The following is a 15,301-nucleotide window of genomic DNA, read 5'->3' on the forward strand; positions in this document are numbered from 1 at the left end:
CGGGGGCGTCTGAGATGGAGTCCGGCCCCGACGTTCGTGTCGAACGGCTCACTCGCTACATCTTCTCGGCCCCCTCCTGGCCGCGGTCGCTTGCGCTTATCGCTGTGCTCGGCTTCATCATCGATGCCGCCACCTTCCGGGCGGGACCCGATTTCTTCCTGCTCGGCACCCTCGGTTTCTCGGTTCCGGCAGTGGTCGCCTTCCTGCTGACCGTACCGCTGGTCCGGGCCTCCGGCCGGCTGATCACCTGGAACCGGTCGGCCCTCCTCGCCCTGGCCTGCACGGTCCTCTCGGTTATCCTGAGCCTCTCGCCGGTCCTGACCTTCGGCCGGGGGATCTTCCCCGCCCTCTACGCGGTCGCCCTCGGCCTGACCTCCGGCCTCCGGCTGCTGGTCCTTGTGGCCGTGGCCGACTACCGGGTCACCCGGATGGTTCTTCCCGCCTTTCTCCAGGGCGCAGCCGGGATAGCGGTAGGTGCCTGGTTCTTCACGCCGGGGTTCGTTCCCTACGCCCTCCTCCTCCAGGTGGTCTTCGGGCTGGTCATCGTCTTCCTGATCTGGCTGATCGAGCGGCCGCTGAGACGGGCGTTCCAGATCAGCGGGCTCAACTTCCTCAACACCTTCATCGCCCACCTGACCGACGGCTCAAAGAGGATGGAGGATTTCTTCCGCGAGATTGGCGAGGAGGTCTACGTCCCGCAGGTCTCGCTCTTCTTCTCCCGCAGTTCGGGGAAGGACGCCCTTTTCACGGTCCCGAACGTTCACCCCGGGCCGATGGGCGACGTCGGCGGGGGCAACCTGCCCCGGATCCTTCATGACAGGTTTTCCGAGGAGACGCTGGTCGCCCACGGCTGCGCCACCCACGACTTCAACCTGGTCTCAGAGAGCGAGATCGAGAAGATCGCCCGCGCTGTCGCGGCGTCCCGGAAGGAACTCACCTTCTCCGGCACCGCGAGCCGCCCGGTTCGGGTCGGATCGGGATCGGTATCGATCCTCTGCCAGCGGTTCGGGGACGCTCTCCTGATGGTGAGCACCCGGTCCCCGGAGCGGACAGAGGATCTCGATTACTCGATAGGCCTCGCGATCATGGGCGAAGGGAGGTGCGCCTTCTCGGAGGTCGCGTTCGTCGACGCCCACAACTGCATGACCAGCGTGGGTTCTCCGGTCCTCCCGGCGACGCGGGTAGCGACGGAGTATATCGCCGCAGCACGGGAAGGGTTCCGGGTCGTGCGGGACCTTCCGGAGGAACCGTTCGCAGTCGGGGTTTCGCATGTCCGGGTCCCGTTCAGCCGCGAGCAGGGGTTCGGGTCGCTCGGTGTGCAGGTGCTGGCGACCGAGGTCGGGGGGGTTCGGGCGGCGTACGTCCTGATCGACGGGAACAACATGGCCCCGGGTGTCCGGGAGCGGCTGCTGTCTGTGGCGCTCAACCACGCAGATGAGGCCGAGATCATGACCACCGATACGCATACGGTCAACACCGTCAGCGGGAAGAACCCGGTCGGCTACCGGGTGCCGGCAGAGGAGATCGTCCCGTACGTCGAGCAGGCGGTCGGTGAGGCGGTCGCCGACCTCTCGGCGGCCCGGGTGGGGGCGACGACGGCCTCGTGCGAGGGGATCGTCGTCTTCGGGTCGCAACGGGTCTCGCAGCTCGCAAGCACCGTCAACGCGATGCTCGCGTTCATCGCCCCGATCAGTTTCATGATCCTCCTCCTTGCGTTCCTGCTCTCGGTATTCGTCTACATCGCCCTCCAGTAGGGCAGAATACCCGGCATTTTTCTTTTGATACGCCTAAAGATCGATCATGAACTACCGGTTCGCTGGTCGGATGGGGCGGGTCCCGGCGTCGTTCCTCGAGGAGCTCTTCCGGGTCTCGGGAATCCCCGGGGTGATATCGTTTGCCGGCGGTCTGCCGGCCTCGGCCTTTATTGATGTCGAGGGAATCCGGGAGGCGGCCTGTGAGGTCTTTGATGAGATGGGGCAGAAAGCACTCCAGTACACAACGACGGACGGCTACCTGCCCCTCCGGGAGTTCATCGCCGACCGTTACCGGCGACGACTTGATCTTCCGGCGACGCCCGAGGAGATCCAGATTGTGAACGGCTCGCAGCAGTGCCTGGACATCGTCGCGAAGATCTTCCTCGACCCGGGGGACGCCGTCGGTATGGAGCGGCCCGGGTACCTCGGGGCGATCGAGGCCTTCTCCCTCTACGAGCCGGACTTTTATTCGGTCCCCCTGGAGGAGGACGGGCCGGATATCGCGGCGTTCGAGTCGCTTATCCACGACCACGCGCCGAAGTTCTTCTACGGCATACCGAACTCACAGAACCCTTCGGGGAGGACGTATTCACAGGAGAAGCGCCGGGCCGTCGCGGAGATCCTCGAGGGGACGGATACGGTCTTTTACGAGGACGACGCTTTCGGGGAACTCTTCTTTGACGGGAAGCCCCGGCTGCCGGTGAAGCGCTACCTCCCGGATCAGACGGTGATCTCGGGGTCGTTTTCTAAGACCGTCGCGCCGGGTATGCGGATCGGCTGGATATACGCGCCGGAGCCGGTCCTCCGGGAGTTCAACGTCGCAAAACAGGCTGCCGACCTCCACTCGAACTTCCTCTCCCAGGTGATCCTCCACCGCTACCTCTCGACCCACGACCTTGACGCCCACGTTGCCCGGGTCTCGGCGGTCTACGGGGAGCACTGCCGGCTGGTCTGCGACCTCCTCGACGACCTGATGCCGCCGGGCGTGACCCACACCACGCCTGAGGGCGGGATGTTCATGACCGCAACCCTGCCGGACGGCGTCTCGGCGATGGAACTCTTCCGCGAGGGTGTCAGGGAGGGCGTTGCGGTCCTTCCCGGTGTGCCGTTCTATGTCGACGGCGGCGGGGAGGATACGATCCGGCTGAACTTCTCGGCGGCGGGCGAGGAGGAGATCGTCGAGGGGATCCACCGGCTGGCGAGGGTGGTCCGAAGGCTCGCGGCCTGAACCGGCGCCACACCCTATTTGGGGAGGCAGGGCCGGCCGGGGGCCTCCGTCACCTGGACGAGCATCAGCACCGCGGGCTCAGTCCCCACCGTCCCCGACCGGTGGCCCTGGCGGTTCCGGGTATGCTGGTCGTTCCCGAACGAGAGTTCCCCCGGCCCCATCTCCACGCGGGTGCCGTCCATGGTCTCGACGAACCAGCGGCCCGAGAGGGAGACGATCCACTGCGGCTCCGGGTTCTCGTGCCACTCCCCCACCCAGCCCGCGGGGAGGACGAGGACGACGACGCGGGCGGCCGGGGTCTTCAGCCGCTCGATCCACGACGGGGCCGCACCCTCCGATACGCTCGCGAACGCGAAGTCGGTCAGCCGGCAACGGTCCTGGCGGCTCACGCCGTTCTCGTCGGTCCAGACATGCCAGTAGGGCACCTCGGGCGCGTCGCTCTGCGGGGTACGATCGGTCTCCATGGTAACTCTGTTACTCCGGGTTGGGTGAAGATACCGCCCGGTCCGAAATACCTTTTGGCCCCGGTGCATCCGGCCGGCCGGCCGCTCCCGGCTGCGGCAGGGGTTGGCCGCTCTCCCCCTCCCCGCCGTGGCCGTTGCCGGGCGTCGGGCTTAATACCTGCAATCGACAATAGGTAATGGATCTTTTTGAGCGAGGGTAGCCAAGCCCGGCCAAAGGCGGTGGACTTAAGATCCACTCCCGAAGGGGTCCATGGGTTCGAATCCCATCCCTCGCATTTTGTTTTCATCAGGGAACGAAAATCTCTTATAACATAGGGCGTAATGTGTACCTGTTATACGCGCTACCGTCCTGATTTGGGACGGTAGTTTCTTCTTCTAAGTCGCCCTTTAGTGATTTATGGTACATCGGGCCGCTGTTTTCATCGATAACGGATATTTATCCAAAGTTATTCCCAACGGTACAAAGGTGGATTTTAAAAGATTTTGTGATGTTGCTTGCGGTGACAAGGACCGGTTGCGGACCTATTTTTATGATTGTATGCCGTATCGGAGTGAGCCACCTACCGAAGATGAGAAGGCCCGCTATGCAAACTACTGTAAATTCCGGGATATCATCGAGAGCCTGCCCCGGTTTCAGATGAGGCTTGGAAAACTCCGCAAGAATCGCGATGGATCGTTTGAGCAGAAAAGGGTCGACATCCTCATGGCTGTGGAACTGGTGCGGCTGAGTTGGTCTCACCAGATTGGTCATGCGATCATCGTTTCGGGCGACAGCGATTTTGTTCCGGCAATCGAGGCGGCAAAGGACGCCGGGGTGATTACGACCCTCTATTACTCGAAGAAATCTGTTCATGACGAGTTGCTCTCAGCAGTCGATGAGAGATACGAGATGAACCAATCTTTCTTCGAGACCGTTCAACGGAGTTAATCTCTCCTCTTACCCGGTGTAATGAAAGTGTCCTACAGTCCATGGCGCAATCGAATCGATTCCATTGCTTCGCGGGCATATTTTCGAATATCCATATCCTGATGGCAACTCCGGGGCGCCAATAGTTCGAGTGCGCGAGGATCTCCCCACCTCCCGAGAGCCTGGATTGGGCTTTGATTCACTGATATAACCGTTACGGCCAGGCTTTTTCTCTTCCCCGCCGTGGTGTTCACCAGGAGGGTTACCAGGATGACCGATGCAAAGACTACCAGAGAACTTGCCTACGAGACGAATCGGGACGTGAAGTGGATCTGCCGGACGCGACGGGCCGCAGGGTGCGATGGTCCAAAGGACCGGAGTTTGAGAAAACGCGAAGCGTTTTCGGGGCCGGAGCAGGAGCACCGTAAGGTGCGACTCGAGGAGTTTGAGCACCGGCTCCGGGCGTTGGAGGGGTGGCGGGCAGAGAAGGCCGGCGAGGAACGACGGTTATCGACGGTCAGCGCCGGGGCCGGCGGGGTCGTTGGTGGGGTGGTGGTGCTGGTAAAGGTGCTGGGCGGGGGGTGAGAACCAGAGTATCTAGCGTCCGGCCTCGCTAAGAATTGTCCTGATCCCCTGCTTGAGGACAGGGAGATCGTCGCGCAGGGTCAGGAAGATTGCTTCGTAATCCACACCGAAGTAATGGTGGACGATCTTATCCCGCATCCCCGCGGCCTCCCTCCAGGGGATCTCCGGGTGCTCCTTGCGCAGCTCCGGCGATACCATCTTTGCCGCCTCGCCGATAATGGTCAGCATGCGCTCGATCCCGGCGCGTTCCAGCCGGCGATTCCGGAGTTCTTCTTCTGATTCGATGCCTTCGGAGAACTCCTCGATGCTCAGTATGGCATCAAGGATATGCTGGAGATATGCGAGGTCCTCCGGCGTCATAGATCACCACGGCATCACGGTAGATTGCATCGGCAAGGTACGGGCTCACGGCGTTCGTGGTGACGAGATCCACCTTCATGCCCAGAGCCCGGGCGAGTTCGTCCTCGATCCGGATGAGCGAAAAGAGGCTTTTTTTGCGAGCGAACCGGACCAAAATATCGATATCACTCTCCGGGCCGGCAGATCCCCGCGCATACGAGCCGAAGATCGCGATCCACTCGGCGTCGTTCCTGGTGAGTATCGCGACGATGATCTCCCGTACTGCCCTGGTTAATGTGCGTCCTGCCATTGCGCCCGACCGTAACTATGCTGGTTAGTATGACACTCACCCCGTATCAGTCTTTTGAAGAACGAAGCGGCTTTCCAGGTCTGAACCTGTGCTTGAACCTCTATAGCGGATGCAGTGTAAACGGCGGTCTAATTTCTCCTGGCCAGTTTCAGCCCTCTATCTCTGCCAACCGATCCTCGATCCAGGAGTGGACGACCTCCTTCATCCGAGGGCCCCGGAGGTCCTCCCCCTTGATTACCCCGAACTCACTCCGGATAAGATCCTGGAGAGCCTCGAAGATCGGGAAGGCGACCGCGTCGTAGGCCTCCACCCCCGGCGGGATCCCGCCGCGCCGCTGGATCTCCGCGTTGATGAGATCGTCTATGTGCTCGAACTCGTCAGTGATCTCGAGGATGTGTCCGACGTCGATCTTTAACCGTATCGGCATATGAAGTGATGTGAAGCTCCACCTGATATTGTTTTTTCCTGTTTGCTCCCCCGATATGTCTCCATCGGCGTATCAAAGGATTGTAGGCAGTTAGTTAAGCGAGGGGTTCCTTATCCGGCGTTGCTGTCTCTTTGCCCCGGGGCGCCACCCCGCCCATCGCGGTCGCGAGGCTCCTGTTCAGGGCGACCATGCGGTCGTGGCGGACAACGTCTGCGGGATAAGCCGTTTTTGGGCACTGAACCACGGCAGAAGGCTATCAGGCAGCCTCGTCATCAAGCATCTGCCTGACTGCAACCTCTAGTTCCGGGATCTTGTTTCTAATGATGCCTCAGATCGGAGATCTGAGGCAGTTGCACTGAAAGTGCAACTCATCCCACACGATCTCGTTATGGATCCCGAAGTATGCGTGAATGAGGATATCCCGCATTCCTGCAATCTTTCTCCAGGAAATATCGGCATGTTTGCATTTCAGCGGTCGGGGATGAGTTTCACGGCCTCGCCGATGATCATGAGGTTCCGGATTATTCCGTCCTGCACCAGTTCGTTTGCCAGGAACTCCTCGTATTCCATTCCCCGGGTATACCGTTCAATTCTCCCGATGGCCTCAAGGATGTCGCGGAGATAGAGGTCATACTCCCGGGACATATCGAACACTCCTGAGGATATGCGGTGCGAGAGTCGGTTTTATGGCATCGCGGTCGACGAGATCGACTTTCCTTCCGAAGAGATCTTCGAGGAAGAACTTGAGGTCCATGTACGCGTCAAAAGAGCGCCCTCCTTCTTCAAACTCGATGAGGATATCGATATCGCTCTCATCGCTCTCTTCGCCCCGGGCAAACGATCCGAAGACTCCGATCCGCCGGACACCCAGCCTCCTGATCCGTTCGCGGTGTTCCGCCAACGCACCGAGGATGCCATCAGCCGTAAGCATATCATACTCCTGTTACCCGCCCATCAGGATAACGCTTTTCCCGGGTTGCTGGCCTCAGCACAGTGCCGGATCATGTCCCGCGTTCCCGTACCTATACACCCGTTCGGGCTCAAAGATCCTGGAAGTGTATTACGGAGGGAATGCGGCCGCGGGCGACATCGATCGGGTAGTTTTCCCCGGAACATCACACTTCCGATTACATGCCGATTACATGCCGGTTACATACCTGGAAAAGCGATATACGAGAAGATAAAACGATGCAGTGCTCGATTTAGAGTTTTACGAAGAGGGAAGACCCGGCTCTGTGAATTGTGGTGTACATGCTGGGATCACTGTGGATTACATACCCGTTATATACCAAAAACTAACTATCATTATCATTTTTGTTGTTTTCATTTGCAACGTTTCCGGAAATACATAGCGTGCTCCGGGGGTGCAGGCGATCAGGGTGTTCTTCCGGTGGAGCAGGATCGGGCGAACTGTGTGATCTGGGATTTGTTGCAAACGGCCCCGGATCACCGGCACAGATCTCTGCAATATCGCCATCATTCAGGAAATTCCCCTCATCCCTGGGAGAACCATCATCCTGGATCTCTTTGCAACCACCTTTGCAACCACTATTGCAACTGTCTTCAGAAGGTGATGAGGAGCCGGCCTCGCCCTCACCCTCCGCGCAGACCGCGAGCTCTGCCGCCCGACATCGGACCGGAAGTGGCCCTCATCCCGGCGAGGTTGCGGGCGGCAGCACGCAGGTGCGAAAATTATTATTCTTATTTTATAATCTCTGGGCCATGTCACCAACCTATCGGCCTGCAACCATCAACGCCGTCGAGGCAACTGCAACGGTCAGCGGAAGCGCGGGCGGCGCCCGCGACGAGAAGGGCAACGTGTATTTCTTCCCGAACGTCTCCGTAAGTATCGGCTACTGGTTCGACAACGAGGGTGTCTCCTCCTCGAACTGGGACACGTTCTTCACGGCGGAGTTGTGGATCAACGGCAAGCTGGCCGGCAAGAAGCAGGAGCTTGCCGGCAAGGGTCCCCAGACCTACACGTTCTTTGCGCACAAGTTCCCGGAGCCGGGAACATATAAGGTGGAGGTTCGCGGGAAGAACTCAAAGTCAGTCGACATTACGATCAAGAATCCCCCTGTGCAGGAGAAGAAGGCGGCGCAGTGATGGGGAAATAAACTAACAGTTTTCACCTAACCGATATCTCGCACAGGCTGTGCGAGTTTCTCAGGGCTGGCGCATGCCTCAAAGACAACATTCCATACGCTAGAGACCATCGATGCCAGAAACTCCTCCTGCAGATCTCCAACCGATGGTTGGAGGATTGGCGCATTCCCGGGTATCGTCGGCCCCCAATACCATTACGCCATCAAGTTAGTGCAATGGACCGTTGCACAACCTCTCGTTTGACCCGGTGGATCTAACAGACCCGGGCAGAAACGCACCGGTGCCGGGGCCTGCCGTGCCGGAACCATCTTCTGCAGGGGATACCGCGATGACCGGACCTACGCCGCCCGTCGACTCGTAAAAATCCATGAGGTGCCTGCCTGATGCCGGAGGATGCCCCGGCGACCGACAACCTCTCCGATACCGTCGCCGGCGAAACGGGGCAGGCGATGGAGAACCTGCGGGCTGTGCTTCGCGAGGCCGGCCTCGACTTCTCGGATGTCGTCCAGACCCGGATCTACGTAACGGACCTCGCGGACTTCGATGCGGTCAACGCCGTCTATGGGGAATACCTGCAGGAACCCTACCCCGCACGGGCGACGGTGCAGGTCGCCGCCCTCCCGAAAGGGGCGAGGGTCGAGATCGAGATGGTCGCGAGGGTACGGTAACCCGGCCGGGACGACACCGAACCCCTATCCGGAAACCATTAATAGGAGTGGGGATTCCTATTGCGCCCAAGCTGCGACATCCGGACGGCACGGTGCATTTTCCCGGCATTCATCGAGCATGCAGACCGACGACAGCGAATACCCTGCAGGGACGGCGTGAACGGGAGACACGCGGTCGTGCACATGCGAGAGCACCCGGACGAAGACGCTCACAGCCGTCGCAGTGGACCGCCCGAAAGGGTGAAATGGTGGTAGTAATGTCGATAGAGGAGAATAAGGCACTTGTACGCAGGTTTTACGAGCAGGTCTATAAAGCCCATGATCTGGACATGGGCGTATCGATGCTCGCCCGCGACTACATACAGCACGATCCGATGAACAAATTCAGCGGAGGAGCGGAGGGCTGGAGACGGATCAATGCGGCGTACTGGAAGGCATTCCCCGACCAGATTCTCACTGTCAGGGGTCAGGTTGCCGAAGGCGATCTGGTGACGACCTGCTGGACATCGAGCGGAACGGATTCCGGAACCGGGCTCTGGGGCCGGCCGCCGACCGGGCGGAAGTATTCGTTCCAAGGAATATCGGTGTCCCGGGTCATCGACGGCAAGATTGCAGAGGAATGGATTGTATGGGAGTCCGCCGGTCTGATGCAGCAGCTCGGCATCGAACGGATCCCGGAAATCCCGATTCCGGCATGATCTGATCGTCGGTTGCGAATCGGAACTCTGCCTCGATACGCAGGCGGCGGACTTCCTCACCGGGGGTGGTAACGACACCACCACTTCTTTTGGTCGTGCGGCCAGATGGGTTCACTCGCTCATGCTCGCATTGCCGGTGATTTTATTGATAAACATATCAATCTCTCCCTCATATTCGCTATGGAGAGATTCAATGCCCGCGATACGGATAGGTGAAGGAAGCGAGCTGGCCCAGCAGCCGGAGCCCTTCAGGAACGAGTACGAACTGCAGGAGATCCTTGCCGGGCACCCGGTCCTCCTTGTCGACCGGGGGGATTCCGCGCTCGTCACGATCGGCCGGGAGTTCCCGCTTGAGGGTGGGTTCGCCGATATCTTTCTCATCGATAACAACGGGCTGCCGGTCATCGTCGAGGTGAAACTGGCCCGGAACGGGAAATCGCGGCGTGAAGCAGTCGGCCGGCTCTGCGATCACCTCTCCGCGATGGGCAATCTTACGCCCGACGAGGTGAACGAGAGATCCGCAGGCCTTCTTGAGGAGACATTCCAGTCTATAGCCGGTGCGGAGGGGGAAGAGAACCCCGAGGCCCGGCTCGCCCAGGTGAGGAGCACCTTTGCCTCGGATCTGGGTTCCGGGCGGATCCGGGGCATTATCGTCCTCGACACTGCCCCGGATGACCTTATCCGTGAGTTCAGTTACCTCAACGAACACAGTGATCTCGACCTGCGGTTGCTGGTGGTCGAGCGCTACCGGCTCGGCAGGCATGAATATTTCTACCATTCCCGCTTTCTGGTCTCGGGGGAGGCGGCTCTGGAGATAAAGCGGCAGAGGCTGCGGCTCCGATTGATCGTCGAGACGTTCTCGAAGATGAAGCTGCCGATCTTCTCAACCCACGCGACCGAGGAGAACGTCCGCGTATGCCGCGAAGGGTGGCCGGCAGCGGTGCACTACGAGTTTCGCGACTGGAGAGACTCCATCAGTATCGAGTTACGGGTCAGGCACAGGGAGTACCCGAAGGTTGCGGACTTCCTGCCCGGACTCCGCGAGCACCTCTCCGCGGCCATCCCGATGACGCAACGAATTGAACTCGCTACTGACTCGTCAGGATGGACGGGGCTTCAGATCTTCTTCGGTGAAGAGGTTGACCCATACCGGATTGCGCAATCGATGGTGCGCCTCTGCAGGACCGAGAAAGATATCTCCACCCTGCTGCAGGAAGGGCGTGGGTAGAGGCCGATCGGCATCCGCGGGCGGCCGCCGGCCTCCCGAGAGGGGCGAGGGTCGAGATCGAGATGGTCGCAACGGTGCCCTGACCCGGCCCGAACGGCACCGGCTCCGGGACCTGCCGGGCCCGGCATGGCAGACCGGAGGGTCGTACGCCCGTAACGAGGCCGCTAGATGGGTACTCCTCGGGCTGCGGCCCGGCTTGATGCGGAAATTCTCCGTGCAACCATCGCTCTTCTTTTACTCAAAGGTTGCATTATAACTGGTAATATTTCCGTATCAGGCTTAACGTGGCACTGATAAATTCGAAACAAATAAACATACCTTATTCCTTCCCTATATAGGAGCCATCGTGCATGTCATCATCAACCCCTGACCGGATCCTCTACGTAGATGATGAGGAGGCACTGCTCGATATCGGCCGTGTCTTCCTTGAGCGAGCGGGCGGCATCACCGTCGATACCACTGCAAGCCCCCTGGAGGCGTTCCGCATGATCATGACCGGGCGGTACGATGCGATCGTCTCGGATTACCAGATGCCGGAGATGGACGGCATTGCTCTCCTGAAGCGGATCCGGGAGGCGGGATCCCGGGTACCTTTCATCATCTTCACCGGCAGGGGACGCGAGGAGGTGGCAATCGAGGCGCTGAACAACGGTGCCGACTTTTACCTCCAGAAAGGCGGCGACCCGAAGGCGCAGTTTGCCGAACTTGCAAACGCGGTCCGGCAACTGGCCGGGAGGCAGAGAGCGGAGGCGGCATACCACAAGAGTCAGGAGATGCTGTATAAGGCCCAGAGCCTTGCGCACCTCGGTAGATGGGAGTTCGACCCCGGCACCAGGCAGACGATCTGGTCGGACGAGTTGTCCCGCATCTACGGTCTTGGCCCCGGGAGTCCGCCGGCAACGCACGAGGATTACCTGGCGCGTATCCATCCGGACGATCGGGCCGCAGTCGAGGCTGCGCGCTCCGTATCGAGCGCTGACGGAAAGGACAACCGTGAGATAGAGTACCGGATCATTCGCGCCGACACCGGGGAGGTCCGATACGTCGTTGAATGGGTTGAGCATCAGCGGGACGAATCGGGACGGGTTGTCCGTTCCGTCGGGATGGTGCACGACGTCACCGATCGCAAACTCGCCGAACTCGAACTATTGCGCAGGCATAAAGAGCTCCAGGGGGCGTACGAGCAGCTTGCCGCCGTCGAGGAGGAACTCCGAACGAGTTTCGACGACCTTGCCGGGAGCCAGCAGCGTCTCAGAGAGAGCGAAGCGCGCTACCGCCGCCTCGCAGAGAGTGCGAGGGATATCATCTACCTGGTCGAGATCCTGCCGGAGATGCGGTTCGTGTACATGAACCCGGCAGTCACCCGGATTCTCGGTTACACGCCGGATGATTACTACGCTGACGCGCACTTCGTGGAGCGGATCATCCATCCCGACGACCTCAGCCTGATTGCGTCTCTTGACGAGGGTGTGGTTGCCGAAGGGCCGCTCACGCTCCGGTGGATACGAAAAGACGGAGGCGTCGTCTGGATCGAGCACCGCAGCGTCCCGGTCTTCGACGCTGCAGGAAGGGTTGTTGCGTTTGAGGGGGTCGGGAGAGACGTCACCGAGGCGAAACAGGAGCAGGAACGGCTCCTGAAGAGCAAAAGCCGTGCGCAGAAGAAACTGGAGAGCATCCTCTCCCCCGAAGGGGATATCGGGAGCCTGGACCTCGCCGAGATCATCGATCTGCCTGTGGTCCAGGCGCTCATCGATGGTTTCCACACCCTCGTGAACATCCCGGTGAGCATCTCCAATGCCCGCGGCCAGGTGCTGATCGGCGCCGGGTGGCAGGAGATCTGCACGAAGTATCACCGGGTCCACCCCGATACCTTCAGGCACTGCGTGGAGAGTGATACCGTCCTCTCCGCAGAGATCGCCGCCGGTGAGTCGAAGATTTACCGGTGCCGCAACGGCATGTGGGACATGGTGACGCCGATCATCGTGGGCGGCAGGCATCTTGGCAACCTGCACGCCGGCCAGTTCTTCTTCAAGGACGAAGAACCGGATTGCGAGGTCTTCCGGTCACAGGCGCGGCGATGCGGGTTTGACGAGGGGGGTACCTCGCCGCGTTCAGGGCCGTTCCCCGCCTCGACAGGGCATCCGTGGATGCTGCGGTGACCTTCCTCAGGGAGTTTGCCATCCTCATCTCGCGTCTGAGTTATACCAACATCACGCTGGCCCGATCGCTTGCGGAACGCGATGCCCTGACGAGGTCGCTTGAGGAGACTGCGGATCGGCTCGGCCGGACGCAGGAGATCGCCCACATCGGCAGCTGGGAGTTCGACCGCAGGACGGATCGGTTGATCTGGTCCGACGAGGTCTACCGCATCCTCGGCCTTGACCCCGCGAAGCATGCGCCGACTTACGAGGCGTTTCTTGCGCTGGTTCACCCGGACGACCGGACCTGGGTCGATGCGACGTACTCTGCCTCGATTGCGGACGGGGCGGAGACCTGGGAGGTCGAGCATCGGATCCTTCTCGGCGGTACCGGTGAGGTCCGGTACGTCATCGAACGGTGCGAGCACCAGCGGGATGAGTCCGGCAGGGTCGTCCGCTCTGTTGGGATGGTGCACGACATCACGGACCGCAAGCTCGCCGAACTCGAACTGCTCTCGCGGCACGACGAACTCCAGGCGGCCTACGAGCAGCTCGCCTCGATCGAGGAGGAACTCCGGACAAGTTTCGACGACCTTGCCGGGAGCCAGCACCGGCTCCAGGCGAGCGAAGAGCGCTACCGGCGGATCTCCGAGAGCATCTCTGACGTCGCGTACTCATGCGTCCTCGATAGTTCGGGCGATTACACCATCGACTGGATTGCCGGGGCGGTGCAGGAGATCACCGGGTATACCGCCGGGGAGATCGTCGCGATGCGGTGCTGGAAAGCGATCGTCCACCCTGAGGACCAGGCTATCTTTGAACGCGAGGTCCTCTCGCTCTCTCCGGGCGCATCATCGCACTATGAGATCCGGATCGTCCGCCGGGATGGTCCGGTCCGGTGGCTCCGTGTCTCGGCCAACTGTACTGATACCGGGGGCGGCGAGATACGGCTGTACGGCGGGTGGGAGGACATCACGGCTCAGAAGGAGGCCGAGGAGGCGTTGCGGGAGAGCGAGCTGCACTTCCGCACCCTTGCAGACCGTGGCCAGGCGCTGATCTGGAGGTCGGGAGCAGACGGGATGTGCGACTACTTCAACGAGCCGTGGCTTGTCTTCACCTGCCGGACGCTTGAGCAGGAGAAGGGTGAGGGCTGGGTCGAGGGGGTGCATCCGGACGACCGTGCGCGCTGCACCAGGATCAGTGCGGGCGCCTTTGCCCGGCACGAGCCGTTCAGCATGACCCTGCGGCTGCGGCGGCACGACGGGGAGTACCGCTGGATTCAGGACGACGCCTCTCCCCGATTTGACACCCACGGCAACTTCCTCGGCTACATCGGGCACTGCCTGGACGTCACCGAGCAGAGACGGGCCGTGGAGGCGTTGCGGGAGACCGCAGAGAAGATGGAGAGCATATTCCGTGCTGCCCCCACCGGTATCGGGATGGCTGAAGATGGAGTCTTAACGGAGGTCAACACGCGGCTCTGCGATATCGTTGGCTACACCCGCGACGAGCTCATCGGCCGGCCCATGCGGCTGTTCTATTCGGGTGACGCGGAGTATGAGTCTTTCGTGCAGGAGATGTATGCCGGTATCCGGAAGGCCGGGACGTGCACGCTTGCGACCCGCTGTGTGCGCAAGGACGGTGTGATCGTCGACGTGGTGCTCTCCAGCACGCCCGTTGATCCGGGGGATCTCTCCCGGGGCATGACGTTCACCGTGCTGGACGTCACCAAGCAGAGGGAGATGGAGCGGGAGATCGCGTATCACGAGGAGGAACTTGTGCGGCAGACGAACAGCCTCGCGGTCGCGAACAGCAAACTTAACCTGATGAACAGCATCACCCGGCACGATATTCTGAACCAGCTGACGATCCTGCTCGGCAACCTCTCGCTTGCGGAGGAGAGCGGGCCGGGCCAGGAGATCGCGGGGTACCTCTCCCGGATGAAGACTGCCGCAGAACGGATACGCCGCCAGATCGAGTTCACCCGGGATTACACGGATCTCGACGTCCGGTCCCCGGAGTGGCAACGGGTCTCTGGCGTGATCCAGACGGCGGCGCTCCACGGGCTGCCGGTTGACGACGAAGCCGGGGATCTTACCGTCTACGCCGATCCGATGCTTGCAACGGTCTTTTCGAACCTGATGGACAACACGGTCCGGCACGGGGAGTCGGCGACCCGGGTCCGCGTCTGGTACCGGCCGGAGGAGAACGGGGGCCTCACCCTCGTCTGGGAGGACAACGGGGCCGGTATCCCTGCAGAAGAGAAGGAGCGGATCTTCTACCGGGGTGTCGGGAAGAACACGGGGCTCGGGCTCTTTTTGATCCGGGAGATCCTCGGGATCACGGGGATCAGCATCACGGAGACGGGGGAGCCCGGGAAGGGGGCACGGTTCGAGTTGCTCGTGCCCCGCGGGGGGTACAGGATCCCGGAATGAAGGATATTCCCCGG

The 15,301-nt window shown here is 60.9% G+C and carries 18 protein-coding genes and 1 tRNA gene; 11 read left to right on the forward strand and 8 right to left on the reverse strand.

The genetic code is table 11. The features are described from left to right. Positions 1–14: 14 nt before the first annotated feature. Complete coding sequence (locus QZ650_RS04785; RefSeq protein WP_292519671.1) at positions 15–1,754, forward strand: DUF2070 family protein; 1,740 nt, start codon at positions 15–17, stop codon at positions 1,752–1,754. Positions 1,755–1,800: 46 nt separating this feature from the next. Further along, positions 1,801–2,982: a PLP-dependent aminotransferase family protein gene (locus tag QZ650_RS04790; protein WP_292519670.1), complete on the forward strand. Its 1,182-nt coding sequence runs from the start codon at positions 1,801–1,803 to the stop codon at positions 2,980–2,982. Between the two features lie 14 nt (positions 2,983–2,996). On the opposite strand, the gene QZ650_RS04795 is transcribed toward QZ650_RS04790, so the two are convergent. After that, on the reverse strand, positions 2,997–3,446 hold the full coding sequence (locus QZ650_RS04795; protein ID WP_292519668.1) for a cupin domain-containing protein: 450 nt from the start codon (positions 3,444–3,446) through the stop codon (positions 2,997–2,999). Positions 3,447–3,636: 190 nt separating this feature from the next. Here QZ650_RS04795 and QZ650_RS04800 point away from each other — a divergent pair. The 3 genes from QZ650_RS04800 to QZ650_RS04810 all read left to right on the forward strand — a co-directional run bounded on the left by QZ650_RS04800 (position 3,637) and on the right by QZ650_RS04810 (position 4,938). After that, a tRNA-Leu gene (locus QZ650_RS04800) sits at positions 3,637–3,721 on the forward strand. 122 nt (positions 3,722–3,843) lie between these two features. Continuing rightward, entirely contained in the window at positions 3,844–4,374 is a 531-nt protein-coding gene (locus QZ650_RS04805; protein ID WP_292519666.1) for an NYN domain-containing protein, read from the forward strand. A gap of 249 nt (positions 4,375–4,623) precedes the next feature. After that, positions 4,624–4,938 carry a hypothetical protein gene (locus QZ650_RS04810; RefSeq protein WP_292519664.1) on the forward strand — a complete coding sequence of 105 codons (315 nt, stop codon included), beginning with the start codon at positions 4,624–4,626 and terminating at the stop codon, positions 4,936–4,938. Between the two features lie 12 nt (positions 4,939–4,950). Here QZ650_RS04810 and QZ650_RS04815 read toward each other — a convergent pair whose 3' ends face one another. The 7 genes from QZ650_RS04815 to QZ650_RS04840 all read right to left on the reverse strand — a co-directional run bounded on the left by QZ650_RS04815 (position 4,951) and on the right by QZ650_RS04840 (position 6,945). Next, a complete protein-coding gene (locus QZ650_RS04815; RefSeq protein ID WP_292519661.1) occupies positions 4,951–5,298 on the reverse strand; it encodes a DUF86 domain-containing protein in 348 nt (115 codons plus the stop codon). After that, positions 5,258–5,587 carry a nucleotidyltransferase family protein gene (locus QZ650_RS04820; protein ID WP_292519659.1) on the reverse strand — a complete coding sequence of 110 codons (330 nt, stop codon included), beginning with the start codon at positions 5,585–5,587 and terminating at the stop codon, positions 5,258–5,260. The genes QZ650_RS04815 and QZ650_RS04820 overlap by 41 nt, the downstream gene beginning before the upstream one ends. Positions 5,588–5,735: 148 nt before the next feature. Then, positions 5,736–6,014 carry a hypothetical protein gene (locus tag QZ650_RS04825; protein WP_292519657.1) on the reverse strand — a complete coding sequence of 93 codons (279 nt, stop codon included), beginning with the start codon at positions 6,012–6,014 and terminating at the stop codon, positions 5,736–5,738. A 94-nt stretch (positions 6,015–6,108) separates the two neighbouring features. Further along, positions 6,109–6,258 (reverse strand): hypothetical protein, encoded by a 150-nt coding sequence (locus tag QZ650_RS04830; RefSeq protein ID WP_292522469.1) that lies wholly within the window; start codon positions 6,256–6,258, stop codon positions 6,109–6,111. Between the two features lie 84 nt (positions 6,259–6,342). Beyond that, a complete protein-coding gene (locus QZ650_RS11860) occupies positions 6,343–6,441 on the reverse strand; it encodes a HepT-like ribonuclease domain-containing protein (RefSeq protein WP_292519655.1) in 99 nt (32 codons plus the stop codon). A gap of 41 nt (positions 6,442–6,482) precedes the next feature. Beyond that, positions 6,483–6,659, reverse strand: a complete 177-nt coding sequence (locus QZ650_RS04835; protein WP_292519653.1) for a HepT-like ribonuclease domain-containing protein — start codon at positions 6,657–6,659, stop codon at positions 6,483–6,485. Further along, on the reverse strand, positions 6,643–6,945 hold the full coding sequence (locus QZ650_RS04840; RefSeq protein WP_292519651.1) for a nucleotidyltransferase family protein: 303 nt from the start codon (positions 6,943–6,945) through the stop codon (positions 6,643–6,645). Before QZ650_RS04840 ends, QZ650_RS04835 begins: the two co-directional genes overlap by 17 nt. Before the next feature lie 791 nt (positions 6,946–7,736). Between QZ650_RS04840 and QZ650_RS04845 the strand changes: the two genes are divergently transcribed. From QZ650_RS04845 to QZ650_RS04870, 6 genes are all read left to right on the forward strand, one after another. Then, entirely contained in the window at positions 7,737–8,120 is a 384-nt protein-coding gene (locus QZ650_RS04845; protein WP_292519648.1) for a hypothetical protein, read from the forward strand. A 383-nt stretch (positions 8,121–8,503) separates the two neighbouring features. After that, positions 8,504–8,788: a Rid family hydrolase gene (locus QZ650_RS04850; RefSeq protein ID WP_292519646.1), complete on the forward strand. Its 285-nt coding sequence runs from the start codon at positions 8,504–8,506 to the stop codon at positions 8,786–8,788. A 257-nt stretch (positions 8,789–9,045) separates the two neighbouring features. Further along, positions 9,046–9,486, forward strand: coding sequence for an ester cyclase (locus tag QZ650_RS04855; protein WP_292519643.1), 441 nt, complete (start codon positions 9,046–9,048; stop codon positions 9,484–9,486). Positions 9,487–9,679: 193 nt separating this feature from the next. Then, entirely contained in the window at positions 9,680–10,714 is a 1,035-nt protein-coding gene (locus QZ650_RS04860) for a hypothetical protein (protein ID WP_292519641.1), read from the forward strand. A gap of 350 nt (positions 10,715–11,064) precedes the next feature. Then, the gene (locus tag QZ650_RS04865; RefSeq protein WP_292519639.1) at positions 11,065–12,873 is read left to right on the forward strand and encodes a PocR ligand-binding domain-containing protein; all 1,809 of its coding nucleotides are present in this window, start codon (positions 11,065–11,067) and stop codon (positions 12,871–12,873) included. After that, positions 12,870–15,287: a PAS domain S-box protein gene (locus QZ650_RS04870; protein ID WP_292519637.1), complete on the forward strand. Its 2,418-nt coding sequence runs from the start codon at positions 12,870–12,872 to the stop codon at positions 15,285–15,287. Before QZ650_RS04865 ends, QZ650_RS04870 begins: the two co-directional genes overlap by 4 nt. Positions 15,288–15,301 lie beyond the last annotated feature (14 nt).

The organism is Methanoculleus sp. (assembly GCF_020696975.1).
Classification (GTDB): domain Archaea; phylum Halobacteriota; class Methanomicrobia; order Methanomicrobiales; family Methanoculleaceae; genus Methanoculleus.